The following is a 25,400-nucleotide window of genomic DNA, read 5'->3' on the forward strand; positions in this document are numbered from 1 at the left end:
ATGTCAGAATTATCTATTAATACGACGCAAAATGTCAAAATAAATTTTATTGCCGCTTCTGTAGGCGAGCGATTGGGTGCTTTTTTTATCGATTTGGCTATTATATTTTGCTATTGGCTAACGGTTTCGCTAGTTATTTTTGACTGGCTTCAGGTCGAACGCATAATGGCAAACATAGACGGCTGGTCTAAAGGAGCCATTTATTTATTTATCTATTCGCCCATTATAGTGTACTCTTTAGTTCTCGAAAGTGTTTTTGAAGGACAATCGATGGGGAAAAAGTTAGTCAAAATTAAAGTGGTTAAAATTGACGGTTATCAAGCTGGTTTTGGCGATTATTTAGTGCGATGGTTTTTTAGGGTAATCGATTTTTTCAGCCTTTTTGGTCTTCCAGGAATTATAGCGGTAATTACAAGCCAGAAATCACAGCGATTGGGCGATATGGCGGCGGGAACGGCGGTTATTACTTTAAAGAACAAAATTAATATCAGCCATACTATTTTAGAAGAAATTGGCGATTCTTATGTGCCAACTTATCCTTTGGTCATTAAACTATCAGACAATGATATGCGTATCATTAAAGAAACATATCAAAAAGCCGAAGCCAAAAATGATCACGAAATCATTTATAAATTAGTAGCAAAAATTGAAAATGTAACCGGCATTAAAAATCAATCTGGAAATAACAGCGATTTTATCCGAGTAATTTTGAAAGACTACAATTTCTATACGCAAGATATGTAATTTTTTTCTTTAATATTATTGCGAATTGTTTTTCAGGTTTACGTTTTAATTTTTTATATTTAACTGATTTATTATCTCTTACATTTTTAAATTAAAACTTCCTGATATGAAAAATAAAAAAACATTCCTTATTGTATTAATGTTGTTTGCTGTCGTTTTTAGTTTCGCTCAAGGCGGAAAAAAATTAGATAAAATAATAAAAAGAGATTATCAGATTATTGAAGGAACCATTTCAAAAATATCTGATAAAACAGTAGAGTATTCACTTCCAGGAGAAACACTGCAGATTTCGCTTGACGTTTCACAAATTGCCAGAATTGATTTTGCCAGCGGAAGATCACAAACTTTTGATGTTAGTGCTGGAAACAGCGCGCCGTCATCTTCCGGTTCATCAGCAATAGTTTCTTCCGAAATGAAGCCTAATACAATTGCTGTACTTCCGGTACCGTATGTAAATTCAGATACTCAGGAAAGTTCAGAAGACATGGCAAAATTTGCTCAAAACGATCTTTACAACAAGCTTCTCGATAAATCTTCTAATATTTTTCCGTTAACTGTTCAGGATTTAAGAACAACAAACAGTTTACTGCACAAAGCGGGAATTGACCACAATAACATTGACGAAACGCCAATTGAAGATCTCGAAAAAATTCTCGGCGTTGATAATATTGTTGCAACGAAAAGTTTCATATACTATTGGTACTAGTACAACTGCAACCACTTATAACAGCGGAAGTGCAAAAGTAAGCGACAATAATAAAAAGCTAAAAACAAATGATGTTTCGACAACTACCGCAAACAATCAGGCGTATTACTATTATACAGTGTATTTTGACATGTATAAAAATAAAGACAAAATATATTCTCAAACCCGTAAACCTTTCTTGGCAGTAAAAGACAGCTGGATGGATTCTGTTACTTACCTTTTAAAAAGAAGTCCGATTTACGTTAAAAAATAACAAAATATAGTAATGCAAAAATTCAAATCTAAAATTGATTTATGGTTTACAATTCTTGTAGGCATATTATTTACGCTGATACTAATAAGATTAGCTTATGATCAAAATTGGGTTGGTTTTATTTTTATAATACTTGTAGTCAGTTATGTTGTCTACTCTTTTTTAACAACTTTTTATGTCATTGAAGGCGATAAACTGAAAATTAAATGTGGTTATTTCTTTAATTTTTTAATTGAAATTAAAGACGTACAAAAAGTGTCGGAGACTTTTAATATTATAAGTTCGCCGGCGCTTTCTTTTAACCGATTAGAAATTTTATATAATAAATTTGATACGCTGTTAATCTCACCAAAAGATAAAAATAGATTTTTAAAAGAGCTAAAGAGAGTAAATCCTGACATAAAAATAGTATTAAAAAAGTAAGGACAATTACTAAAATCTCTGCATCTTTGCATCTTTGTAACTTAAGAAGAAATGTTTCACTTACTTGATATTATTGGGACAATGGCGTTTGCTATGTCTGGCGCTTTAACAGCCATGCATAAAAAATTAGATCCGTTTGGGGTTTTTATTATTGCATTTGTTACCGCGGTAGGAGGAGGAACACTTCGTGATGTTTTAATCGGGCGTACGCCAGTAGGCTGGATGCGCGATATGCAGTACGTATACGTTATTATTTTAGGTTTTTTTCTGGCTATTATTTTTAGAAAAAAGTTTGATAAACTTCGAACATCATTATTTTTATTCGATACGATTGGTCTAGGAGTTTTTACGCTAATTGGACTAGAAAAAGGAATCATGATCGGACTTCATCCTGGAATTTGTATTGCTTTGGGAACAATGACGGCTTGTTTTGGAGGCGTAATAAGAGATATTTTGTGCAACGAAATTCCGAACGTCTTTAGAGAAGAAATATATGCAACAATCTGTATTTTGGGCGGATTCGTATTTTTTGGTTTAAGAACACTAAATTTAAACGTCGATGTTTTATATTTAGTAACTTCACTTGTAATAATTATTATTAGATTGCTGGCAGTGAAATACAAATGGCATTTAAAAGCATTTGATCATAAATAAATTAAAGTGGCAGATTATACCGTAAAAAAATACAATCACAACGATTTTGCACTTTGGAACGATTTTGTCGCTCAGGCAAAAAATGCCACATTTTTATTTCACCGCGATTTTATGGAATATCATAAGGATCGTTTTGAAGATTTCTCGCTTTTAGTTTTTGAAGAAGAGAAATTACGCGCCATTCTTCCGGCCAATAAAAACGGAAATGCTGTTTATTCTCATCAAAGACTTACATACGGCGGTTTGGTATATTTGTCTAAAATGAAAGCAGAAAAAGTAGAATCTATTTTAGATGAAATTTTGCTTTTTTTGAAAGAAAATCAAATAGAAACCTTTTATTTTAAACCACTTCCAGATTTTTATTTAACAGAAGGAAATAAAGAAATTGAGTTTTTTTTATTAAAAAGAAAAGCAGTCTTAGAACGAAAAGAAATGAATCTAGCGGTAAACTTATCTGTGCCGTTAAATATTTCGAAAAGTAAATTAAAACACTTTAGAAGAATTGAAAACTTGGATTTGGATATTGTCGAAGAACAAGAATTTAATCCGTTTTGGGAAAAAGTTTTAGAACCAAGATTACTGGAAAAATTCAATACGAAACCTGTTCATTCCAAAGAAGAAATAACACTTTTAAAATCGAAATTTCCTCAAAACATCAAACAATTTTCGGCTTATAAAGATGATGAGATTATTGCTGGAATCACGATTTTTGAGTCCAAGAATGTGGTTAAATCGCAATATGGCGCCACTTCAAAAACAGGAGAAGAATTTCGTGCACTCGATTTTTTGTTCATAAATCTGATGCATAAATATAAGCGAAAAGGAAAACATTTTTTCGATATGGGAATTGTAAATTCAGATACCGAAGATTATAACGTTGGACTTTTAAAACAAAAAGAAGAATTAGGCTGTTCTGTTTACAGTCAGGATTTTTATAAAATTGAAATAAATTGATACCATTTCTAGATCTAAAAAAAATCAACGAACCGTATGAAACTGCTTTTCAGGAAAAATTGAAAACGGTTTTAGACAACGGCTGGTATATTTTAGGAAAAGAAGTGGAAACGTTTGAAAAGGCTTTCGCCGAATATACACAGTCCAAATATTGTATTGGAGTTGGAAATGGTTTTGATGCTTTAGTTCTCATTTTTAAAGCTTATATCCAACTCGGAAAACTCAAAAAAGGCGATGAAGTAATTGTTCCAGCCAATACTTACATCGCAAGTATTTTAGCCATTTTGCAAGCCGATTTAGTGCCGGTTTTGGTTGAACCAAAATTAGAAACATACAACATAAATCAAGATTTAATTCAGGAAAAAATTACATCAAAAACCAAAGCGATTTTAGCGGTTCATTTATACGGACAATTATCTGAGATGGATAAAATAAATGAAATTGCAGAAAAACATAATCTTATTGTTGTAGAAGATGCTTGCACAATCCCACGGTGCAAAAATAAATAAATTTCAAAGTCTAAATTCCAAATTCCAATTTCAGAATGTCACTCTGAATGAAGTCGAAGAGCCGCAAACTGCATCCGCTTATAGTTTTTATCCTGGAAAAAATTTGGGTTGTTTAGGCGATGGCGGAGCGATTACAACAAACGATGCAGAATTAGCAGAAATACTTTTTTCACTTCGTAATTATGGTTCAGAGAAAAAATATCATAACGATTATGTTGGTGTAAACTCTAGATTAGACGAATTGCAAGCTGGATTTCTAAACCTGAAATTACCCAATTTAGATGCCGATAATGAAAAGAGAAGAAACATCGCAAAACGTTATTTAGCTGAAATCAAAAACGATAAAATAATACTGCCGTTTTGGGATTTCTCAAACAATCATGTTTTTCATTTATTTGTCGTTCGAAACAAAAATAGAGACGATTTACAGGATTATTTAGCCCAGAATAATATTCAGACCTTAATTCATTATCCTATTCCGCCTCACAAACAAAATGCATTTTTAGAATGGAATAAATTATCGTTTCCAGTAACGGAAAAGATTCATAATGAAGTTTTAAGCCTGCCAATGAGTCCTGTTTTAACAGATTCTGAAATTGATTTTATTATTGAAATTTTAAATCAATATTAATTTGAATTTCTACAGCAAAATAATGCAGACCAGTTTGTTTAAGATCACTTCTTTAAACAGTTTAAGCGTTGTTTTAAAAATCGGAATTGGATTAATTACCTCAAAAATAATAGCCATTTTCGTTGGTCCAAGCGGAATGGCACTGATTGGAAATCTGCGTAATTTTTTAACTTCATTAGAAAGTATTTCGACTTTAGGTTTTCAAAATGGTATTGTAAAATATGCGTGCCGAAAATGAAAAAAAGCAACCCGAACTTCAAAAAATAATCACTACTGTTTTTATAACCTTAGTATTCACAGCAATTCTTTTGGGTATTATTTTATTTTTTACCGCTTCCTATTGGAACACTAGAATTTTTGGAAGCAATACAGAATATTTAGTGGTTTTCAAAGTTTTGGCTTTGGCTTTGCCTTGTTATGCTGTTTCCATTTTTTTCGTCGCCTTGATAAATGGTTTAGGAAAATTTCAAAAAGTAATTTGGATCAATATTATCGGAAACATAATTGGTTTGCTGGTTTCACTTTTTATGATTTTGCAATACCAAACAATTGGAGCTTTATTGGCAATCGTAATTGCGCCTGCTTTATTGTTTTTTGTGACGTTTTACTTGGTTCAAAAAGAGATTCCTTTTTTTCAAATCATAAAATTAAAATGTTTTGATTTTAAAATTTTAAAAAATCTTTCGTCGTATTCTATAATGGCTTTGGTTTCTTCGGTTCTCGGGCCTTTTGTATTCCTTGCAGTTCGAAATCATATAATTCAAAATTTAGGAATTGAACAAGCAGGATATTGGGAAACTATGACACGAATTTCGTCTTACTATCTCTTGTTCATCAGTACTATTTTGACGGTTTATTTTTTGCCAAAATTGTCAAAAGCATCTACAAATAAGGAAACTAAAAGTATTTTTTGGAGGTTTTATAAGTTCATTCTGCCAGTTTTTATTTTGGGTTTAATTGTACTTTATTTTATCCGTTTTTTTGTTGTTGAACTTCTTTTTACCAAAGAATTTCTGCCTGTGACCGATTTGTTTTTCTGGCAGTTTTTAGGAGATATTTTTAAAGTTTGCGCACTGATTTTGGGTTATCAGTTTTTTGCTAAAAAAATGACACTAGCCTTTATACTTGCAGAATTGTACTCGTTATTTGTTTTCTACGCGACCAGTGTATATTATACCCAGATATTCCAAATCGAAGGCGTTGTATTGGCTTATGCTTTTCAGAATTTAACTTATTTTATTCTTCTAGCGATATATTTCAGAAAAAGTTTATTTTAGTTTTCGCTCCATTTCTGCACGTAACCCTGCGCGATTTTTACATAGTGATGCTCTTTTTCTATAAAAGCTCTGGCACGTTTTCCTATTGCGGTAATTTCTTCGGGATTTTCAATTAAAAAAGACAATTCATTTACTAAGTAATTTACATCAGGAATGGCATTTATACACACTTTTTCAGTAAGATTATAATAGTCCATAAACTCCGTTTCTGCGTTGGTAAAAACTACTTTTCCTTTTGCCATCGATTCGAGCGCATTATAACCCTGATCGTATCCGTAAATTTGATCTAATAAAATATGAGAACGATTATACAAATTAATATACTCAGAATAGGGAACACTTCGAGCCGTGATTATTTCAACTTTAGAACTGTATTTTTTTTCTATTATTTCTAAAGCTTTTTCAAAATAATCATTTCCTTTTTTTAAATAATTATCATTGTTAATTCCGTGAAAAATGACAATTTTTTCATTGATTACAAGAGGTTCAAATTTCAGCTTGTCAATATTTATAGGATTCGGAATCATTCCGAGATATTTTGGATTTCCTATCAACGGAAGATGGTAATCTAAATCGGAAGCAATTATGCCGTTACAATTTTTATAAATAAATTGATGCAGTTTGAAAAATTCTATTTTGGTGAATTTCAACACATTTGCAAAAGTCTTTTTATCAATTTTATGATTTTTATATAACGGAATTACAGATTTAAAGTCAGGGTTTTCAAAACAATATTTGACATTTAAATAATCGTAACCCGAACTTAATAAATATAATTTCTTGTTGTTTTGTAAAAGACTCGAAATGATCTTTTTTTCGAAATAATAAGTACATTGAAAGCTGTTTTCGTTAATCAATTGTACGACATCAAAACCAGAACAGTGTTTTTCAAATTTTAAAAACTGGCGATAGGTTAAATAAGAACTGATATCCAATCCAGAGAGTTTATAAACTGCAATTTTTACTTTTTCAGCAAACCAGTTTCCCATTTTTTCTGAATAGGATAGTCGACAGGAAAATTTTTAAAACCGTCTTTTTGACCAATAATAAAAACATCGTGTCCTAATTGCTCGCAAACCATCTTTTAAAGAATTGTGCAAATGACTATATTCTCCTACCAGTAAAACTTTCATTTATAAGTTGTTTTAATATAAATTTCGAATCTGTTTATTTTAAATAATTTATTTTGAATCTACCAAAAATATATTAAAAATTTCAATATTTATCGAGCGTCCTTACAGGACGCGATGTGACATACCTTTTAAATTTCTACCGATCAGATGTTCCTACGGAACAATAAATGGTGACGCAAAGATTATTTTGCAAATATATTTTCGTTCGTAGGAAAGGTTCTTTTTTAGTTGGCGACCAAATATTTCTCAGGAACAATAACGGAGACGCATCATTTATTATTTGAACATTTGTTTTCGTTCCGTAGGAACGTTTCATTGTACCAAGTAAAATGTCTAAGGAGCAATAAATTTAGACGCATCATTTTTATTATTTGAACATTTGTTTTCGTTCCGTAGGAACGTTTCATTGGTAGCAAAAATTGATTGGATGCGCATTTACGTTCCGTAGGAACGTTTGATAATTTCAAAGATTCATTTAAGATTGTTTTTTATCAGATATAGCAAGTTTTTAAATCAGAATTTTTCAAGCAGGTTACTATATGTGTATATTTGACAAATATATTTACTTTTTCGGTTAAAAACATGAATAAAAAGAAAGTTGCTATTGTTTCAAATTCTTTAGGAAAAGGAGGAGCAGAACGTTTTGCGGCTTTATTGACTTTTATGTTAGAAGAATCTGGTTTCGAAGTGCATTCGATTATTGTAAATGATGTTGTCGATTATTCATACACAGGAACTTTGTTCAACTTAGAAAAAGAAAGTTCGAGTTCTTCCTCTCTTTTTAGAAAGTGGCGAAAAGGAGTTTTATTACGCCGTTATTTAATTCAAAACAAAATAGAAATTGTCATCGACAGCAGAACCAGAAATGTATTGTCATGCGAGAATTAATTACCCGATTCATTTATCGTAATTCAAAAATCTATTATATCGTTCACAGTTATAACTTTAAAAATTATTTTCCTTCATCCGTATTCTGGTCGAGAAAAATTTATAAAAATGTAGAGGCTGTAATTTGTGTGTCAAAAGCAATTGAAGAAAAAGTAAAGCAACTTTATAAATTGAATAATACAATTACGATTTATAATCCTTTTTTTATTGCTGATGAAGAGGTTGTAAAAGAAGTTGATGCGACCGAAAAGGTGATTTTGTTTTTTGGCAGATTGGATGAAAAAGTAAAAAATTTCACTTTGATGCTCGAAGCTTTGTCACTTTCTAAAGTTTTCCTAAAAGGATATCAATTGCATATTATGGGCGACGGAAATGATTTGGAATTTATTCAGCAGAAAATTAATCAGTTGAATTTGAGCGGACATGTTCAATTATTTCCTTTTAAAGAAAATCCTTTTAATGAAGTTCGCGCATCAAAATTTACCATATTGACAAGTCATTATGAAGGTTTTCCGCTTTCAATAATAGAATCATTAGCTTTGGGAAAGCCAGTTGTTTCTGTCGATTGTCATTCTGGGCCGAGAGAAATTATTCAGAATGAATTTAATGGTTTACTGGTTGAAAATAATAATTCTCAAGCTTTAGCCGAAGCGATAAATCGTTTGGCGGATGATTACGAATTGTATAATTTTTGCAAAAAAAACACTGTAGAAAGTGTTAAACATTTGTCTCTAAAAACTATTTCGGAACAATGGAAAAATCTAATTCACACCAATCAAAAATGACAAGTATTTCAGATATTCAATTAATTGAAATTCCTAAAATTCAGGATAGAAGAGGAAATCTTTCTGTGGTTGAAGGAGATACAATTCCTTTTGTTTCCAAAAGAGTGTATTATTTGTACGATGTGCCTAGCGGAAGCAAAAGAGGCGACCATGCGCATATCGAACAGCAGGAATTTTTAATTGCATTGAGCGGCAGTTTTGATGTGATTTTAAAAGATGGAAAGAATAAAGAAACCATTACACTTAATAAGCCAAATGTGGGTTTGCTCATCGTTTCTGGGGTTTGGAGAGAGTCGCAGAATTTCTCTTCTGGAAGCGTTTGTTTAGTTCTTTCTTCTGACGAATTTAATGAAGAAGATTATATTCGAGACTATAAAAAATTCAAGTTATTTAAAGACAGATGATCCCAAGCCTAAATTGGCTAATACTGTTTTTACTTGGATTAAAAATACTAAAGCAAAAGAGGGAAGATTTAATAAAATACTTTTCTTAAAACCTAAATTCTTTAAATCAATTGGCTGTGAATATTTGGCAAAAAGTATTTTTTCGCCAGCTATTTTGCTTTTTATCGCCAGTGAAAACCGATTTAAATCCAGAAATTTTTTTAAGTCCGAATTGGTTCTTTCTGCCTCTTCGAATTTAGAAAAATCCATTTTTTCATGTAACAATTTACTGTTTTTCGAAAGACTTTCAGGATCATAAACATATCTCGCTAAGATTTTCCAGGAGAATACAATTGGAAATATAAGTCCAATTCTAATCCATAAATCCGTGTCTTGACCGCTTTTTATTTTGGTATCAAAATTTCCAGCTTCGGCAAAAACAGTTTTATGAAAAACGGCGCATGAAGTACAAAGAACCGTTTCTTTTAAGCTCGCTTGAAAGTAATTTACAATTTCAAATTCGCTGTCTGATCTAGGAATCGAATATTCTACAGGAATTATTTTTTTGGAGGTATCAAATTCAATTGCGCCCGCAAAAACTTTTTGATCTGGCACTTTTGAAATTAGAGTAAACATAGTTTCTAAAAACGTCGGATACCAATAATCATCTGCATCCAGAAAAGTTATAAAATCGGCATTTGCTTTTTCAATTCCGTAATTTCTGGCACTCGAAGCACCTTCATTTTTTTTGCTGTAATAAGTAATTCGTGGATCTTTAAACTGCAGTAATTTTTCTTCGCTTTTATCTGTAGATCCGTCATTAATTACAATAATTTCATAATCCTGAAAAGTTTGATTCAAGATGCTTTGTATCGTATTTTCGATAAAATTTTCTTTGTTGTATAGCGGAATTATGATAGAAAAGAAAGCCATTTATTTTGATTTTAAAATGCTGTAATGACCTAATTTATAAATATCAAATACAAAAAGAGATGGTTTTTCTGAAACTAGATTTCGTTCAATTTTCGATTTTAATCGCTTAAAAATAAAAGAGAAAACAGAAAGCATTTTCACTGTTTTTAAAAGTTCAAATGATGCAATAATGCGGCTTTCATTAATTGAAATTTTATTAGCATTATTCAAAAACGCCAAATTTTCTAATGCTGTTCGTGTCTTGTTTAAAAATAGGGCAGAAGTCTCTAAATTTAAATGAAAAACTGGATTTTCAATATGAGTTATTGGAATATGATTTGATCTTAAAACGGAGAAAAAAAGTAAATCTTCATAGCCGTATTTTGTCAAAGTGTTATCAAAAGGAAATTGAAGTAGGATTTCTTTTTTGATTAATAAATTGGAAACCAATGCGAAATCAGATGGATTTTTGCTTCTTTCCGATAACGGTAAAGCTTCTCTTTCTCGGCCATAAATCCAACGTAAAAGCAGTTCTTTTTCAGGTTTTTTACTTTCGTATAAAATTCCTCCGAAAACCACTTTTTGGTTCCTTTTTATTTCAGAAACATAATTAGAAATAAACTGATTGTTAGTCGGAAATACATCGGCGTCCAAAAAAAGTAAATAGTCATAAACCGCTTTTTGGGCTAGTAAGTTCCGAATGGCGCTTCGTCCAATATTCTGTTCTAAAACGGTATAAGAAACGTTTTTAAATTGTTTAATTCTTTGGTTCTCAATGGTTAAATCCTGAGAAGCATCATCTAAACAAATAATTTCAAAAGGAATAGTACATTCCAATGCTTGTTTATACAGTGTTTCTACAAGAGAAAAAAATGTTGTAATTGTAAACCGGAATTACTATCGAAAGCATTACACGCTTCTTTTGCACCACTTCGAAGATTCTTTCATCTTCACATTTTAATGTTTTAGAAGGGAATTTCATCAATAATGCATAATCGTGCGTAGCCATAATAATGGTTTTTCCCGTAGCATTAATAGCTTTTAAGACTTCTAAAACTTCAGAACTAGTCTGCGGATCAAGATTTCCTGTAGGTTCATCGGCCAAAATAAATTCTGGATCATTAAGAAGTGCTCTTGCAATTGCAACACGCTGTTGTTCCCCGCCCGAAAGCTGGTGAGGCATTTTATTTACGAAATCTTTCATGCCTACTTTGTCAAGAACTTCATCAATTTTATGATACATCGCATCTTTTTCATGCCAGCCTGTTGCTCTTAAAACAAAAAGCATATTGTCTTTTATGGAACGATCTGGAAGTAATTTAAAGTCTTGAAATACAATCCCGATTTTACGTCTCAAAAACGGAATATCATTTTCTTTTATTCCTGCTAAATCAAATTCAACTATATGTCCTTCTCCCTCAACTAGTGGTAAATCAGCATATAAAGTTTTTAAAAAACTACTTTTTCCAGAACCTGTTTTCCCGATGATATAGATAAATTCACCGTGGTTAACATCTAAATTAATATGAGATATAATTTTTCTTCCTTCTTGATATATAGTGACTTCTTTAAGAGATAGTACGGTTTGTGACATAATAATGTTGATTTGAATTGTAAAAGTAATAAGATAACGCTTGTATTCAAAATAAATTTGAATCATTTCTTAAGAAAAAGTTTAAAAAAATAAACCCCACGCAATCTAAGTTCATTTTGATAAATGAGGAAGTAAAATTTCTAAGCTTAGAATAACTTAAATTACTGATCTTGTTTTTGATTAATTTGATTTTGAAAGTTTGAGAACCAATATTTTGAAGTTTAAGATCGCATAAAATCACAGCTGTTTAATAATTTGTTCATAATAAAACCGCGAAACGTTTCGTTATAAACGGTATAAAATGATACATTTGAATACTAAATATTATTAAAATGCGTAAACTTTCCTGGTTCTTTTTACTCCAAATTATCCTTATTTCGACCACAGTTTCGGCACAAAAATCAGCTATATATACTTACGACTTAAAGGATTTTGACAAAGCACTGGCTTTATATAATGACAAACAATATGCTTCGGCACAACTTATTTTTGAACATGTAAAGAACAATGCAGTAACCGAGGAAGTTCAGTCAGATTGTGCGTTTTACATTGCCAATTGTGCCATAAGAACCAATCAGGCAAATGCTGATGCTTTGGTAGAAAAGTTTGTCAGCGATTACCCAACAAGCACCAAACAAAATCAGGCTTACATTGAAGTCGCGCAGTACTTTTTTGAACAGGGAAATTACCCTAAAGCATTGATGTGGTTTGATAAAGTAGACGAAAGTTACATGAGTAAAACCGAGTCGGATAAGTTTAACTTCATGAAAGGCTACAGCTATTTTAATGCTAAAAAAGAAAAAGAAGCTACCAACTATTTTAATAAAGTGGTAAACTCTAAAGAATATGGTTCTCAAGCCAAGTATTATTTAGGATTTATGGCTTATGAAGGCGATGATTACAAGGAAGCAACCAAATACTTTGACGAAGTTTCGGGCGAAGAAAAATACAAAGAAAAGCTGTCTTATTATCAAGCTGATATGAATTTCAAATTAGGGAATTTTCAGAAAGCAATTGAATTAGGACAAACTGCAATGGCCAAATCAAATGCGCTGGAACAATCTGAATTGAATAAAATTATCGGTGAAAGTTATTTCAATTTAAAACAATACGATAAAGCAATTCCATATTTGGAAAAATACGCAGGTAAAAAAGGAAAATGGAATAATACCGATTTTTACCAATTAGGTTATGCGTATTACGAGCAGAAAAACTACGAAAAAGCGATTTCTCAATTCAATAAAATTATTGAAGGAAAAGATTTCGTAGCCCAGAATGCATATTACCATTTAGGTTTAAGTTATTTGAATATTGGCAAAAAACAAGAAGCTTTGAACGCTTTTAAAAATGCTTCTGAAATGGATTTCAATGCGCAGATTCAAGAAGATGCGGCTTTAAATTATGCCAAATTGAGTTACGAGATTGGAAATGCGTATCAAGCGGTTCCTGGGATTTTGTTAGATTTCTTAAAGAAATACCCAAATAATTCAAGCCGTTCAGAAGTAGAAAAACTTTTAGTTGATTCTTATATTTCTTCTAAAAACTACAAAGAAGCTTTGACTTTATTAGAGAAAAACAGAACGGCAGAAAATAAAGTCGCTTACCAAAAAGTATTGTTTTACCGCGGATTAGAATTGTATAATGAATCAAATTATCAAGAAGCGGGCAAGATGTTTAAAAACGCTGTAAGCGAACAAAAAACACCTGAATTTACAGCCCGAGCTACTTTCTGGAAAGCAGAAACAGAATATCTTAATGATGATATGCAAAATGCATTACTGACTTACAAACAGTTTGCAGGGATGACAGCAGCAAAATCTACAGACGAATATAAAAATATCAACTATAATATTGGTTACACGTATTTTAAATTGAAAGAATACGATCAGGCGACCAATTCTTTTCAGGCGCAGATTGATAATTCTCCATCAGATAAAGTTCGTTTAAACGATTCTTATCTGCGTTTAGGAGATTGTCGTTTTGTAACTTCAAAATACAGTGCGACAAATGAGGCCTACGCGAAAGCAATTGCGAGCAAAAGGTGTTGATGCCGATTATGCGCAGTTTCAAAAAGCACTTTCTTACGGATTCATGTCAAATAATGCCAAGAAAATTGACGAACTGAACAACTTTGTTAAGATGTACAATAAATCATCTTACCGAGATGATGCTTTGTATGAATTAGGAAATACATATGTTGCAGAAAAGAAAAACGATCAGGCTCTAAAAGCGTACGATCAATTGATTTCTGAATTTAAAAATGGTTCATTTACTTCAAAAGCCATTTTAAAACAAGGTCTGATTTACTACAATTCTGATCGTGACGAACAGGCTTTAACGAAATTCAAAAAAGTTGCCGCAGAATTCCCGAAAACTCCAGAAGCTTTGGAGGCAGTTTCTACAGCAAGATTAATTTATGTTGACTCAGGAAAAGTAGATGAATATGCAACTTGGGTTAGAACTTTAGATTTCGTAGAAGTTTCTGATGCTGAATTGGACAATGACACTTACGATGCGACTTTTAAACAATACAGTCAAAACAATACTAAAAATGCTATTACAGGCTTTACGGGTTATATGAGTAAATTTCCAAAAGGAATGCACGCGCTTGAAGCTAATTTTTATTTAGGACAGCTTTATTATGCTGAAGGTTCTGAAACTAAATCGGTTGCTAATTACCAATATGTAATCGATCAGCCAAGAAATGAATTTACAGAGCAAGCATTAAACAGATTGGCTCAAATTTATTTGAAAACTAAAGATTGCGATAAAGCGATTCCAGTATTAGTGCGTTTAGATAGTGAAGCAGATTTTCCTCAAAACAAAAACTTTGCTCAGGCAAATTTGATGAAATGTTATTATGATAAAAAGGATTATGATAACTCGGTTATTTCTGCTGATAAAGTATTAGAAAATCCAAAAGCAGATGCGGGCGTAAAAGCAGATGCACAGATTATTGTTGCCAGAGCGAAGAATTCAAACCGGAAACGAAGACAAAGCAAAAACGGCCTATGCAAAACTTTTAGCAACGTCTAAAGGAGAATTAGCAAGCAGAAGCGTTGTATTATGATGCTTATTTTAAAACGAAAGAAGGAAAATTCGATGCTTCAAACACTGCGGTTCAAAAATTAGCAAAAAGCTATTCGGCTTATAAATATTACGGAGCAAAAGGTTTGGTTTTAATGGCTAAAAACTTCTACGGACTAAAAGACAGCTATCAGGCAACTTACATTTTAGATAACGTAATTAACAATTTTACAGATTATCCAGATGTTGTTGAAGAAGCTAAAAAAGAATTAGGCGCGATAAAAGTGGAAGAGTCTAAAACAAATTCGTCGATTAATAAATAAAAGTAAAAAATAGGAGAAAGAGACAAGAAACAAGATTTTTATAAAGAAATAAAGTCTTTTCTCTTGCTTCTTGCTTCTAAAGAAAAAAGAAAAAAAACAATGAGTTTACCTTTTTATATAGTTGATGTTTTTGCTGATAAAAAATATGCTGGAAATCAGCTGGCAGTTTTTATGGATGCAGAAAATCTAAGTTCGGAAGAAATGCAGACAAATCGCTCGCGAGATTAATTTTGCAGAAAGCACATTTGTAACCAAACTGGACAGAGAAAATAATAAAGCTGAGATTAAAATTTTTACTCCAGCTTATGAAATGCAATTTGCAGGGCATCCGATAATTGGAACTTCATGGGTTTTGATGAATAAGGTGTTTGAAAATTCGCCAAATGAAATTAAATTGAAAGTTCCAATTGGAGAAATTCCAATTCACCAAACCGAAGATTTAATTTGGTTAAAAGCGACGACAGCCAAAATTTTGGGATGTTTTTTCAAAAGAAGATTTTACGCTTTTCAGCAATTTGGAAGTGAGCGATTTTGAAAATCAATTTCCAATTCAGGAAGTAACAACCGGAAGTGCTTTTGTAATGGTCCCGTTAAGCGACCAAAGAGCTTTAGAAAATTTGGTTCTGGATAAAGACAAAGCAGATAAATGGATGAAACAGCATTGTAAAACCGATCATAGAGGGCTGTATTTCTACTATTTTGAAGGTTCAAAGGTAATGAGCAGGTTATTATATATAGAACACAATCAGTTATTAGAAGATGCCGCAACGGGAAGCGCGAGTACATGTTTACAAGCTTCTTTGCTAAAATATAATACAAAAGAAATCGAATTGATCAATTATCAGGGAGATTATATTGGCAGACCTTCTCAGATTTATTTTAAAGGAAAATTAGCTGATGACCAATACGATATTAATATAGGCGGGAAAGCTCAATTTGTTGCCAAAGGAGAATGGGAAGCTTAGTTTGTAGGAAAGAAGAAAGAATCAAGAAGAAAGATTTTAGTATAAAGAAATAAGAAACAGTATAGGAGAAACTGGGAAAAGAAGAGAAGTCTATATTCTTTCTTCTTTATTCTATTCTCTAAAAAAAGAAATAAATATGAAATTAAATTGCCGAAATAAAATCATCGTTTTGCTATTGTTAGTGATTTGCCAGCTTTCGTTTGCGCAGAAGAAAAATGAAAGCATCGGAACGGAAACGGTAAACGTAGTAAAACCTTATTCGCCGACTATTTCAGATGCTTTTAAAGTGAAAGAAACTCCTTCGCTTGAGGACAGCGGCAATCAACAGAAAGAAGTTATTAAGTACAGTATTTTATCTGTGCCCGTAGCTTCAACTTTTACTCCCTCTAAAGGAAAAGCAGAAGGTGTTGAAAAAGCAAAAAAAGAAAGATTGTTTAATAATTATGCGACTTTAGGACTTGGGAATTACAGTACTTTAAATGCAGAATTATTTGTAAATCAGGATTTAGGGAATAATGATTATGTGGCTGGAATGTTCCGTCATCATTCTTCGCAAGGCGGGATTAAAGATGTAGAATTAAATGATGAGTTTTACGACACGGCAATTAATGTAGGTTACGGTCAGAATAACAGAGACAATTCGTGGAATGTTGATTTAGGTTATCAAAATCAAATTTACAATTGGTACGGACTTCCGTCAGATTTTGGCTCCACAATTCCAGATCAGCGTTATGACTTGGTAAACAGCATCAATCCGGATCACTCTTATAATACGATTTGGGTTGGCGGAAATGCCGAATTTACAGAAAGTATTTTTAGTAATCTTGCGGCAAAATTCACGCACTTTTCGGACAGTTATTCTTCATCAGAAAACAGATTTTATGTAAAGCCGACTTTCACAGTTGATGTAATGGATCAGGCAATTAAAACAAACGTAATTGTAGATCATGTAAGCGGTTCTTTTAAAAATAATTATCTGCAAGATAATGTAGAACCTGTAAAATACGGTATTACAAATGTAGGTATTGAACCAAGTTTTGTAATTAATGAAAACGACTGGACGTTAGAATTAGGTGCTGGAGTTTTCTACAGCGGTGATTCTGAAAATAGCGACAATAGATTCTTTATTTATCCAAAAGTAAATGCTTCCTATAAATTGGTTGGCGATTTAATGATTTTCTATACTGGAGTAAATGGAGGTTTAAATCAAAACTCGTATGCAGACTTTGTGACAGAAAATCCGTTTTTGTCTCCAACTTTAAATATGCGCCCTTCTAGTACTCAATACAATGTTTTTGCTGGGTTGAAAGGAAAATTGGCAAACAATGTTAATTACAACTTATCAGGTTCGTATAGGAATGAAAAAGACAAAGCGCTGTTTAACGCAAATGATTACACAGAAGTAATTACGAATGAAGATTATGCTTTTGGAAACTCGTTTGGAGTAGTGTATGAAGATATTAGAACTTTCAGTTTTTATGGAGAATTAAAAGCTGATTTTTCGCAGAACGTAACTTTCGGAATCAACGGAACTTTTAATAGTTACAATACAGACAACGCGGTTGAAGCATGGAATTTGCCGACAATGAAATTAAGTTCGACATTGGACGTCAATATTACAAAAAAAATATATGCTGGGTTGAACGTTTTTTATGTGGGTGAAAGAAAAAGATATGCAGGTGAATTCTGGAATTATGGCTAATTATGCGCCAATAACTTTAAAAAGTTATTTTGATGCAAACGCTCATGTTGGTTATAAATTCAGTGACCGTTTAACATTTTTCTTAAAACTAAATAATATTGGAAATCAAGCTTACGAAAAATGGCTGAATTATCCTGTGCAGGGATTCCAAGTTTTAGGAGGCGCAAATTATAAATTTGATTTTTAGGCGTATGCCAAAAAGACACTAAGGCACAAAGATTATATAAATATAAATGTGCCTTTTTTTTAGCCATGAGTTCGTGAATTTTTTGGAGTAAATTCGTGAATTCGTGGCTATTTTTTATAATTTTATTTTATGGAAATTAAACTGAGAGAAGAAAATAGCGCCGATTTTGAAAGTGTTTTTCAATTGATAGAAAATGCTTTTAAAAATGAAGAATACAGCGATCATAAAGAACAATTTTTAGTTCAGAAATTAAGAAAATCGGAAGCTTTTATTCCTGAATTATCTATTGTTGCTGAATTTGAAAATAAAATTGTTGGGCATATTTTATTGACAAAACTTGAGATTAAAAATGAATCTCAATCTTTTCAGTCTTTAGCGTTGGCTCCCGTTTCGGTTTTGCCAGAATTCCAAGGAAAAGGAGTGGGTTCAAAACTTATTTTGCATGCTCACAAAGTCGCTAAAAACTTAGGGTATAAATCGGTTATTTTGCTTGGGCATCAAGATTATTATCCAAGATTTGGATATGAACTCTGCGAAAAATATAACATCAAAATGCCATTTGATGTGCCTCCCGAAAATTGTATGGTTATCTCTTTAATGGAAAATGGATTATCGGGTGTCAGTGGAGAAGTGGTTTATCCTTCTGTTTTTTTTGAATAAACTCGAGAAAATTTTTCCGACCTTTGTCACCTAGCGCCTTTGTGGCAGAAAAACGTATGAATTTCAAAGAAAAAATATATTCCCATTACCTACAAATGGTTCAAGACCGAATGGATGTTTTTAGAGACATGATTTCTAACTTAACCGAAGATTCTAAAAATGATGCTAAAGGTTCTGCTGGCGATAAACACGAGACGGCACTATCAATGATGCACATAGAACAGGAAAAGCTAACGAATAAATTGAAAGAAGCTATTGCTCAAAAAGCAATTTTAGATAAAATTGATCCGCTTAAAATAACCGAAAATATTGTTTTAGGAAGTTTAGTAAAAGCAAACGGAATCTATTTATACGTGAGCGTTGCACTTCCTAAAATTGCCATTGACGGCATAAATGTGATTGCGCTTTCTCCACAATCTCCGCTAGGAGCGCATTTAATGGGAAATAAAACAGGGTTTCAGTTTGAGATTAATAAAACGCATTATACGATTGAAAGTGTTGAATAGGTAATTTAAAAACGAAAAATTATGAAAAAACTTTTTGCTTTTATGGTTTTGTTCTGCTTGAAAATGACTGCTCAAGAGACTGAATTTAAAGTGTATGATAATGGTCTGATTTACTCAGAACATTCTGTTTCTAAACTTAAACACATTGTTGATTCATTAAATCTAAAATTTAAAGTTTGTGAATTTAATAAAACCTTTAAATCTTACGGACAAGCGAAAGCAAACTTCGTCGAAGTCGAAAAATCAGATGCTTTAAAAGCGAAGAAAGATTTAGAGAAAGGTATTTCATATGCAGATTTTAAAGCTAAGTATAGTAAGGGACATTTTGATGAGAATCGCATCGTTTTAAAATCCAAGTACACGGATTATGAAGAAAACGAAAAAGTAGAGGTCTCAAGCGTGTCTTTTGGAGTAAGAGATGGGCAGAATATCATAATCGATAAAAAAGAGTCTGATTCTTATCATAATGATTTTAAAGGAAAGTGGATTTTTCACTATGAAGAAAAAACTTCTTATTCAAAAGAATCGCTAAAGGCTTTTTATTTTGTTGATGACTTTAAAACAAAACCGATTTCTGAAAAATATGCTAGATTAATTCAATATTCAGATTGTCTGGTAGATACTACGGCTCAAATTTTTTATGCTAATGCAAAAGATTCTGGCGTAAGATATATGGATACGGTTCCGACAAAAGTATCAAATTTTGAAGTATATGTTGAAAAAGTTTTAAAAAGGCCAGATTTTAGTTATCAAAAATTCTCTGCTCTTTTTGACTTTAGTGATGTAGATCCACAAGGGAAAGAGAAAAAAAGAAGAAAGAAGATGTTGTTGTAAGAGAGGCTCTTGAAAAAGAATATCAGAATTTCAGCAAAAAAATGGAAAAATGGCAATCAGAACGGCTTATTCGAATTGACTCTTTACAAAAAGCAGATAAAAATTTTGATATAATGCTTCGTGATGCATTTACGCAAGCTAAAATAACAAAAGCTTCTAGTGATACGTTTGAAGAATATGTTGCTCGATACATTGGCAAAGAAGAAGCTTTGGAATTAAAAAGAAATAGGCACGTTGTGGGTGGATGTAGCATGGATGATAGCCCGAGAGTACATGCGCTTAATATTGCAATGCTTTCTGCGGAGACAATAAAATGGGAAATTTTTCTTCGTTCCCATCTTAATATCATGAACGATCGTTTTGACAGAGCCAGTGACGGAAGTTATGCAAAGGGAGCAAGATTAACTTATATTAAAGAAATAGAAGTTTTGGATATTAATGTTTTGGATTTGATTTTAGGAATTTCCCTCCGCATAGATAATCCATCAAAAAATCATTATTATTCAAGTATCAATAGAGTTGGACGCGCCCTTTCAGAAAGTTCAAATCCAGAATTAGTTGAAACGAGTTTGTTGGATATGATAAAAGATAACGATCTAGATGATTATAACAGGATTTTAATTTATTACTTATTTGACAATTACAATTATAATCTGAAAGATGAAAAGGTAAAAGAAAGTAATGAATCGAAACTAAAGTTAGCTATTGCCAGTATGCCAGATTATATTTCGTCAAGAATTACTTTTGAAAAGTAAGTAACGCAAATTAGATTTGAATAAAAATATTAATTTTCTCCAGTTTTAGTGAAGGACTTAAAATGCTTCTTAGGAGGCTTTAGCCAAAAATTACTTAATTTGGCTAAAGCCTTTTTTATTTTAGAAAACTTTCTCAAAATATCGAACAGTAAACTAAACGGCTGTGGATTTTTTTTACTAAATATAAATTGCCGCTTAAAAAATAATTACCAAACATCTTTTGGTTATCTCTTTAGGAATTTTTCATTATTATAAAATATCTTAAAATTTAATTCAAAGAATTACATCAAACTTTCAATTTTAAAGCGTTTTTTGGTTCCAAATTAAAATTTTCAAGTTTCGAGCTTGTTTTTACTTATAAATTTTACATTTTGTATGTAAAAATAGAAATATGATTAAAATTCGTAATTGAAATTAGTGTTTGTGTTTTTCAATTGTAACTAATACTTCATCTTTGCCCTATCAAAATAAAATTATAAAAAATAAAATATAGAATTATGTGTGGAATTGTATGTGCCTTTGATCTTAAGCAAAAAGCCGAAGCGTTAAGACCTCAAGTATTAGAAATGTCTAAAATCATTCGTCACCGCGGACCAGACTGGAGCGGAATCTACAGTAATGATAAAGCAATTCTATCTCACGAGCGTTTGGCGATTGTAGATCCAGCTTCAGGAAAACAACCTTTATTTACAGAAGATAAAAAATTGGTTTTGGTCGCAAATGGTGAAATTTACAATCACAGAGAACTGCGCAAACAATTCGAAGGAAAATATAACTTTCAAACAGAAAGTGACTGCGAAGTTATTTTGGCTTTGTACAAAGAAAAAGGAGTAAGTTTTGTTGATGAATTGAACGGAATCTTCGGATTTGCAATTTATGATGTAGATAAAGATGAGTATTTTGTTGCTCGTGATCATATGGGAATTATTCCATTGTATATTGGATGGGATCAACACGGAACTTTTTATGTAGCTTCTGAATTGAAAGCATTAGAAGGATATTGCACAAAAATTGAATTGTTTCCTCCAGGACATTATTTATCAAGTAAAGACGGTGAATTTGTACAATGGTACAAAAGAGACTGGGTTGATTATGATGCAGTAAAAGACAACGAAACAAGTATTCCTGAAATCAAAAAAGCTTTAGAAGCGACTGGTTCACAGACAATTAATGAGTGATGTTCCTTATGGAGTTTTACTTTCTGGAGGTTTAGATTCATCCATTACTTCGGCTGTAGCCAAAAAATTTGCTCAAAAAAGAATTGAGTCAGATGATACTACAGATGCTTGGTATCCGCACCGCACTCTTTTTCTGTTGGTTTAGAAGGTTCGCCAGATTTAGCCATGCTAGAAAAGTAGCAGATCATATTGGAACAATTCACCACGAAATTAAATTCACCATTCAAGAAGGTTTAGATGCTGTTCGTGATGTAATCTACAACTTAGAAACTTATGATGTAACTACCGTAAGAGCTTCAACTCCAATGTGGTTAATGGCAAGAGTTATCAAGTCAATGGGAATTAAAATGGTGCTTTCTGGTGAAGGTGCAGATGAGTTATTTGGAGGATATTTATATTTCCACAAAGCGCCAAACGCTAGAGAATTTCACGAAGAAAACGTTCGTAAATTAGGAAAACTTCATATGTATGACTGCTTGCGTGCAAACAAAAGTTTGGCCGCATGGGGAATTGAAGGACGTGTTCCTTTCTTAGATAAAGAATTTATGGATGTTGCCATGCGCATCAACCCACAAGATAAAATGATCAACAAGGAACATCCGATGGAAAAATGGGTAGTTCGTAAAGCTTTCGAAGATATGCTTCCAGAAAGTGTAGCTTGGAGACAAAAAGAGCAGTTTTCTGACGGAGTTGGATACAGCTGGATTGATACTTTGAAAGAAGTAGTAGGAAGAGAAGTTTCGGATGAACAATTGGCAAACGCTAGATTTAAGTTCCCGTTACAAACTCCAACTTCTAAAGAAGAATATTACTATCGTTCAATTTTTACGGAGCATTTCCCAAGTGATGCAGCAGCGCTATGTGTGCCGCAAGAAGCAAGTGTGGCTTGTAGTACAAAAATCGCTTTGGAGTGGGATGAAGCATTCAAAAACATGAATGATCCTTCTGGTAGAGCTGTAGCGAGTGTTCACGATGATGCATACGCTAAAGCATAATGCGAGTTTAATTTTTAGAATTAGTATATATATTGCAGAAAGACGTTCTTTATCGAGAACGTCTTTCTTGTCTAAAATTGTTAAATTCTCTATTTCAGTTCTTTGTAAATGTTTTTCAGCAATTATTTAACTTAACTTTTTTATATTTGGCATTCGCCGAAATAAAGTTAAAACCCTGAAATTTTAATTTGAAAAAGTAGGAAAGCAAAAAATAATATTTAGATTTGCTTTCAACAGAAAATTTTAATGATTTTTTAATGTACACTTTACTTAAAGTACAGAAGAATAAATAAAAAAATAGAATAGTATGTCTGGATTATTGGCCGTTATTGGTAAAGGAAAAGACCCCAAGCTTGTAAAAGAACTTTCTGAACGTATGTCGCATCGCGGTCCTGATGAAAGTGATATTCATATCATGGAAAATGGCAGTGTACTTTGTCATGAAAGCCTGTCAATAATTGATTTAAATTCTGGAAAGCGACCAATTCAAGGAAATGATAAAGCTTGGATGGTTCATGATGGTGAAATTTATAATTATCAAAAACTAAAGGACACGGTTTTAAAAAATCATACCTTTAGAACAGCATCAGATTCTGAAGTTATTGTGCATCTTTACGAAGAGTTTGGTTATGATTTCTGTAATAAACTCGATGGTGATTTTGCTTTTGTAGTTATAGATGGGGATAAATATATTGCAGGTCGTGACCCAATTGGAGTTAAGCCACTGTATTATGGATTAGATGAAAGAGGGCGAATTTATTTTTCTTCAGAAATGAAATCAATTGCAGATCAATGTAAATCATTTTCAACTTTTCCTCCAGGACACTATTATACAGCAAAAACTGGTTTTGTAAAATACTACCACCCAGAATACGAAGATCATAAAAATGCAGATCAGTCTTTAGATTTAAATTCTGTGCGCCAAAGTTTAATTGATGCTACAAGCAAGCGATTATTAGCAAATGTTCCTGTCGGAGTGATACTTTCGGGAGGATTAGATTCCTCTTTAACGTCTTCAATTGCATCTAGATTATTGAAAGGAAACGGTGAAAAATTACATTCGTTTTCTATTGGATTAGATGCAGATTCACCAGATAATATCGCGGCTAGAAAAGCGGCAGAATTTTTAGGAACAGAACATCACGAAATTCATTTTTCTGTTGAAGAAGGAGTTCAGATTTTAGAAAAAGTGATTTATCATATTGAAACCTACGATATTATTTCGGTAAGATCTGGAGTTCCAATGTATTTGTTGTCTAAAGCTATCGCTGATCAAGGAATAAAAGTGATTTTGTCAGGAGAAGGTGCAGATGAAGTTTTTGGAGGACATTTGTATTTTAGAAATGCACCATCGGCAGAAGAATTTCAAGATGAAACAATAGAAAGAGTTCAGAAGTTGTTTACTGCAGATTTACTTCGTGCAGATAAAACAACAATGGCACACGGATTAGAAGTGAGATTCCCATTTTTGGATACAGAATTCCTAGATGTTAATATCCGAATTAAAACAGAAGAAAAACAGCCAAAAACTTATGATGGAGTTGAAAAATACATTTTAAGAAAAGCCTTTGATACGCCAGAAGATCCTTATTTGCCGGCAGATATTTTATGGCGTCAGAAAGAGCAGTTTTCAGATGGAGTAGGGTACAACTGGGTTGATGAATTAATTGAATATTGTGCTTCTCAAATTACAGATGAGCAATTAGCTGGGGCAAGTGCTGAATTTCCATACAATTCACCAACGACGAAAGAAGCGTACTTGTACCGTTCTATTTTTCATAAATACTATCCACAGGTAAGCGTCGCTCAAACAGTCCGTAAATGGATTCCAAAATGGCAGGAAAACCTAGATCCAAGCGGAAGAGCAAATGTCGCCCACTTGAAAGGAAGCTTCGAAAGTGCAAAATCTGGTGTAACGGTTTAGGAATTAAATTCCAATTTTTTTTAAAATTCCAATAAATAAATTCCAAATTCCAAATTCCAATTTGGACTTAAAATATAAAAGTCAAAATGCATTCAGATGTTGTTTTGGCTTTTTTTTTTTTTAGTAAAAAACGAAATTTTGGAATTTGGGATTTAACAAAATTTGGAATTTGGAATTTCAAAATTGGAATTTTAAATATTAAAGATTGGAATTTAAAACAAGCACTTTTTTTAAGTTATTCCCATTTTTGGAATTTGGAATTTCAAAGATTGGAATTTTAAATATAAAGATTGGAATTTAAAACAAGCACAATTTTTAAGTTATTCTCATTTTTGGAATTTGGAATTTCAAAATTGGAATTTTAAATATTAAAGATTGGAATTTTTAACAAGCAATATTTTTAAGTTATTCCCATTTTTGGAATTTGGAATTTCAAAATTGGAATTTTAAAATTAGCTTTTGTTTTATTTTTTGGTTTTTCAGACAATTGTGTTAATA

At 32.1% G+C, this 25,400-nt stretch carries 23 protein-coding genes and 4 pseudogenes; 23 read left to right on the forward strand and 4 right to left on the reverse strand.

Translation table 11 applies throughout. The features are described from left to right. The 9 genes and pseudogenes from ACZZ95_RS13335 (at position 1) to ACZZ95_RS13375 (ending at position 6,151) form a co-directional block, all read left to right on the forward strand. Positions 1 to 744, forward strand: coding sequence for an RDD family protein (locus ACZZ95_RS13335; protein ID WP_463469407.1), 744 nt, complete (start codon positions 1 to 3; stop codon positions 742 to 744). Positions 745 to 850: 106 nt separating this feature from the next. After that, entirely contained in the window at positions 851 to 1,450 is a 600-nt protein-coding gene (locus ACZZ95_RS13340; RefSeq protein WP_463469408.1) for a hypothetical protein, read from the forward strand. Continuing rightward, positions 1,416 to 1,703, forward strand: a complete 288-nt coding sequence (locus tag ACZZ95_RS13345; protein WP_463469409.1) for a hypothetical protein — start codon at positions 1,416 to 1,418, stop codon at positions 1,701 to 1,703. The genes ACZZ95_RS13340 and ACZZ95_RS13345 overlap by 35 nt, the downstream gene beginning before the upstream one ends. Before the next feature lie 12 nt (positions 1,704 to 1,715). Further along, on the forward strand, positions 1,716 to 2,126 hold the full coding sequence (locus tag ACZZ95_RS13350) for a PH domain-containing protein (protein WP_463469410.1): 411 nt from the start codon (positions 1,716 to 1,718) through the stop codon (positions 2,124 to 2,126). A gap of 51 nt (positions 2,127 to 2,177) precedes the next feature. Beyond that, positions 2,178 to 2,780 carry a trimeric intracellular cation channel family protein gene (locus ACZZ95_RS13355; RefSeq protein WP_463469411.1) on the forward strand — a complete coding sequence of 201 codons (603 nt, stop codon included), beginning with the start codon at positions 2,178 to 2,180 and terminating at the stop codon, positions 2,778 to 2,780. A gap of 6 nt (positions 2,781 to 2,786) precedes the next feature. Next, positions 2,787 to 3,734 (forward strand): FemAB family protein, encoded by a 948-nt coding sequence (locus ACZZ95_RS13360; protein WP_463469412.1) that lies wholly within the window; start codon positions 2,787 to 2,789, stop codon positions 3,732 to 3,734. Then, positions 3,731 to 4,874 (forward strand): annotated as a pseudogene (locus tag ACZZ95_RS13365) (DegT/DnrJ/EryC1/StrS family aminotransferase). The gene ACZZ95_RS13360 and the pseudogene ACZZ95_RS13365 overlap by 4 nt, the downstream one beginning before the upstream one ends. Position 4,875: 1 nt before the next feature. After that, the gene (locus ACZZ95_RS13370; RefSeq protein ID WP_463469413.1) at positions 4,876 to 5,112 is read left to right on the forward strand and encodes a hypothetical protein; all 237 of its coding nucleotides are present in this window, start codon (positions 4,876 to 4,878) and stop codon (positions 5,110 to 5,112) included. After that, positions 5,096 to 6,151: an O-antigen translocase gene (locus ACZZ95_RS13375; protein WP_463469414.1), complete on the forward strand. Its 1,056-nt coding sequence runs from the start codon at positions 5,096 to 5,098 to the stop codon at positions 6,149 to 6,151. The genes ACZZ95_RS13370 and ACZZ95_RS13375 overlap by 17 nt, the downstream gene beginning before the upstream one ends. Here ACZZ95_RS13375 and ACZZ95_RS13380 read toward each other — a convergent pair. Then, on the reverse strand, positions 6,148 to 7,140 hold the full coding sequence (locus ACZZ95_RS13380; protein ID WP_463469415.1) for a glycosyltransferase: 993 nt from the start codon (positions 7,138 to 7,140) through the stop codon (positions 6,148 to 6,150). The genes ACZZ95_RS13375 and ACZZ95_RS13380 overlap by 4 nt on opposite strands. Before the next feature lie 726 nt (positions 7,141 to 7,866). Here ACZZ95_RS13380 and ACZZ95_RS13385 point away from each other — a divergent pair. The 3 genes from ACZZ95_RS13385 to ACZZ95_RS13395 are packed head-to-tail and all read left to right on the forward strand — an operon-like array spanning position 7,867 to position 9,361. After that, positions 7,867 to 8,172 carry a hypothetical protein gene (locus ACZZ95_RS13385; RefSeq protein ID WP_463469416.1) on the forward strand — a complete coding sequence of 102 codons (306 nt, stop codon included), beginning with the start codon at positions 7,867 to 7,869 and terminating at the stop codon, positions 8,170 to 8,172. Further along, entirely contained in the window at positions 8,160 to 8,957 is a 798-nt protein-coding gene (locus ACZZ95_RS13390; RefSeq protein ID WP_463469417.1) for a glycosyltransferase, read from the forward strand. The genes ACZZ95_RS13385 and ACZZ95_RS13390 overlap by 13 nt, the downstream gene beginning before the upstream one ends. Then, on the forward strand, positions 8,954 to 9,361 hold the full coding sequence (locus ACZZ95_RS13395; RefSeq protein WP_463469418.1) for a sugar 3,4-ketoisomerase: 408 nt from the start codon (positions 8,954 to 8,956) through the stop codon (positions 9,359 to 9,361). Before ACZZ95_RS13390 ends, ACZZ95_RS13395 begins: the two co-directional genes overlap by 4 nt. On the opposite strand, the gene ACZZ95_RS13400 is transcribed toward ACZZ95_RS13395, so the two are convergent. Genes ACZZ95_RS13400 through ACZZ95_RS13410 form a run of 3 tightly spaced genes read right to left on the reverse strand, consistent with a single transcriptional unit; the run spans position 9,344 to position 11,846 of the window. Further along, complete coding sequence (locus ACZZ95_RS13400; RefSeq protein ID WP_463469419.1) at positions 9,344 to 10,273, reverse strand: glycosyltransferase family 2 protein; 930 nt, start codon at positions 10,271 to 10,273, stop codon at positions 9,344 to 9,346. The two genes, ACZZ95_RS13395 and ACZZ95_RS13400, sit on opposite strands and share 18 nt — an antisense overlap. Further along, entirely contained in the window at positions 10,274 to 11,089 is an 816-nt protein-coding gene (locus ACZZ95_RS13405; RefSeq protein WP_463469420.1) for a glycosyltransferase family 2 protein, read from the reverse strand. A gap of 7 nt (positions 11,090 to 11,096) precedes the next feature. After that, entirely contained in the window at positions 11,097 to 11,846 is a 750-nt protein-coding gene (locus ACZZ95_RS13410; RefSeq protein ID WP_463471673.1) for a cell division ATP-binding protein FtsE, read from the reverse strand. Between the two features lie 332 nt (positions 11,847 to 12,178). Here ACZZ95_RS13410 and ACZZ95_RS13415 point away from each other — a divergent pair. From ACZZ95_RS13415 to asnB (ACZZ95_RS13465), 11 genes and pseudogenes are all read left to right on the forward strand, one after another. Continuing rightward, positions 12,179 to 15,196: pseudogene (locus ACZZ95_RS13415) on the forward strand (tetratricopeptide repeat protein). 99 nt (positions 15,197 to 15,295) lie between these two features. Then, on the forward strand, positions 15,296 to 15,424 hold the full coding sequence (locus ACZZ95_RS13420) for a PhzF family phenazine biosynthesis protein (RefSeq protein ID WP_463469421.1): 129 nt from the start codon (positions 15,296 to 15,298) through the stop codon (positions 15,422 to 15,424). Between the two features lie 28 nt (positions 15,425 to 15,452). Further along, positions 15,453 to 15,731 carry a PhzF family phenazine biosynthesis protein gene (locus ACZZ95_RS13425; protein WP_463471674.1) on the forward strand — a complete coding sequence of 93 codons (279 nt, stop codon included), beginning with the start codon at positions 15,453 to 15,455 and terminating at the stop codon, positions 15,729 to 15,731. Beyond that, a complete protein-coding gene (locus ACZZ95_RS13430) occupies positions 15,718 to 16,161 on the forward strand; it encodes a PhzF family phenazine biosynthesis protein (RefSeq protein WP_463469422.1) in 444 nt (147 codons plus the stop codon). The genes ACZZ95_RS13425 and ACZZ95_RS13430 overlap by 14 nt, the downstream gene beginning before the upstream one ends. Positions 16,162 to 16,297: 136 nt before the next feature. Continuing rightward, positions 16,298 to 18,050, forward strand: a pseudogene (locus ACZZ95_RS13435) (TonB-dependent receptor). 129 nt (positions 18,051 to 18,179) lie between these two features. Next, complete coding sequence (locus ACZZ95_RS13440; protein WP_463469423.1) at positions 18,180 to 18,710, forward strand: GNAT family N-acetyltransferase; 531 nt, start codon at positions 18,180 to 18,182, stop codon at positions 18,708 to 18,710. Positions 18,711 to 18,766: 56 nt separating this feature from the next. Then, the gene (locus tag ACZZ95_RS13445) at positions 18,767 to 19,216 is read left to right on the forward strand and encodes a hypothetical protein (protein WP_463469424.1); all 450 of its coding nucleotides are present in this window, start codon (positions 18,767 to 18,769) and stop codon (positions 19,214 to 19,216) included. Positions 19,217 to 19,237: 21 nt separating this feature from the next. Further along, the gene (locus ACZZ95_RS13450; protein WP_463469425.1) at positions 19,238 to 20,050 is read left to right on the forward strand and encodes a hypothetical protein; all 813 of its coding nucleotides are present in this window, start codon (positions 19,238 to 19,240) and stop codon (positions 20,048 to 20,050) included. Positions 20,051 to 20,091: 41 nt separating this feature from the next. Beyond that, positions 20,092 to 20,805 (forward strand): hypothetical protein, encoded by a 714-nt coding sequence (locus ACZZ95_RS13455; protein WP_463469426.1) that lies wholly within the window; start codon positions 20,092 to 20,094, stop codon positions 20,803 to 20,805. 497 nt (positions 20,806 to 21,302) lie between these two features. Next, positions 21,303 to 22,978 (forward strand): annotated as a pseudogene (gene asnB, locus ACZZ95_RS13460) (asparagine synthase B). Between the two features lie 307 nt (positions 22,979 to 23,285). After that, on the forward strand, positions 23,286 to 24,902 hold the full coding sequence (asnB, locus tag ACZZ95_RS13465; RefSeq protein ID WP_463469427.1) for an asparagine synthase B: 1,617 nt from the start codon (positions 23,286 to 23,288) through the stop codon (positions 24,900 to 24,902). Positions 24,903 to 25,400 lie beyond the last annotated feature (498 nt).

Source organism: Flavobacterium sp. AC267, from assembly GCF_979258715.1.

Coding starts and splice junctions, on each gene's coding strand:
- ACZZ95_RS13335 (WP_463469407.1), top strand. CDS start 1: ATGTCAGAATTATCTATTAATACGACGCAAAATGTCAAAATAAATTTT.
- ACZZ95_RS13340 (WP_463469408.1), top strand. CDS start 851: ATGAAAAATAAAAAAACATTCCTTATTGTATTAATGTTGTTTGCTGTC.
- ACZZ95_RS13350 (WP_463469410.1), top strand. CDS start 1,716: ATGCAAAAATTCAAATCTAAAATTGATTTATGGTTTACAATTCTTGTA.
- ACZZ95_RS13355 (WP_463469411.1), top strand. CDS start 2,178: ATGTTTCACTTACTTGATATTATTGGGACAATGGCGTTTGCTATGTCT.
- ACZZ95_RS13375 (WP_463469414.1), top strand. CDS start 5,096: ATGCGTGCCGAAAATGAAAAAAAGCAACCCGAACTTCAAAAAATAATC.
- ACZZ95_RS13380 (WP_463469415.1), bottom strand. CDS start 7,140: ATGGGAAACTGGTTTGCTGAAAAAGTAAAAATTGCAGTTTATAAACTC.
- ACZZ95_RS13385 (WP_463469416.1), top strand. CDS start 7,867: ATGAATAAAAAGAAAGTTGCTATTGTTTCAAATTCTTTAGGAAAAGGA.
- ACZZ95_RS13390 (WP_463469417.1), top strand. CDS start 8,160: ATGCGAGAATTAATTACCCGATTCATTTATCGTAATTCAAAAATCTAT.
- ACZZ95_RS13395 (WP_463469418.1), top strand. CDS start 8,954: ATGACAAGTATTTCAGATATTCAATTAATTGAAATTCCTAAAATTCAG.
- ACZZ95_RS13400 (WP_463469419.1), bottom strand. CDS start 10,273: ATGGCTTTCTTTTCTATCATAATTCCGCTATACAACAAAGAAAATTTT.
- ACZZ95_RS13410 (WP_463471673.1), bottom strand. CDS start 11,846: ATGTCACAAACCGTACTATCTCTTAAAGAAGTCACTATATATCAAGAA.
- ACZZ95_RS13420 (WP_463469421.1), top strand. CDS start 15,296: ATGAGTTTACCTTTTTATATAGTTGATGTTTTTGCTGATAAAAAATAT.
- ACZZ95_RS13440 (WP_463469423.1), top strand. CDS start 18,180: ATGGAAATTAAACTGAGAGAAGAAAATAGCGCCGATTTTGAAAGTGTT.
- ACZZ95_RS13445 (WP_463469424.1), top strand. CDS start 18,767: ATGAATTTCAAAGAAAAAATATATTCCCATTACCTACAAATGGTTCAA.
- ACZZ95_RS13450 (WP_463469425.1), top strand. CDS start 19,238: ATGAAAAAACTTTTTGCTTTTATGGTTTTGTTCTGCTTGAAAATGACT.
- ACZZ95_RS13455 (WP_463469426.1), top strand. CDS start 20,092: ATGGAAAAATGGCAATCAGAACGGCTTATTCGAATTGACTCTTTACAA.
- asnB (WP_463469427.1), top strand. CDS start 23,286: ATGTCTGGATTATTGGCCGTTATTGGTAAAGGAAAAGACCCCAAGCTT.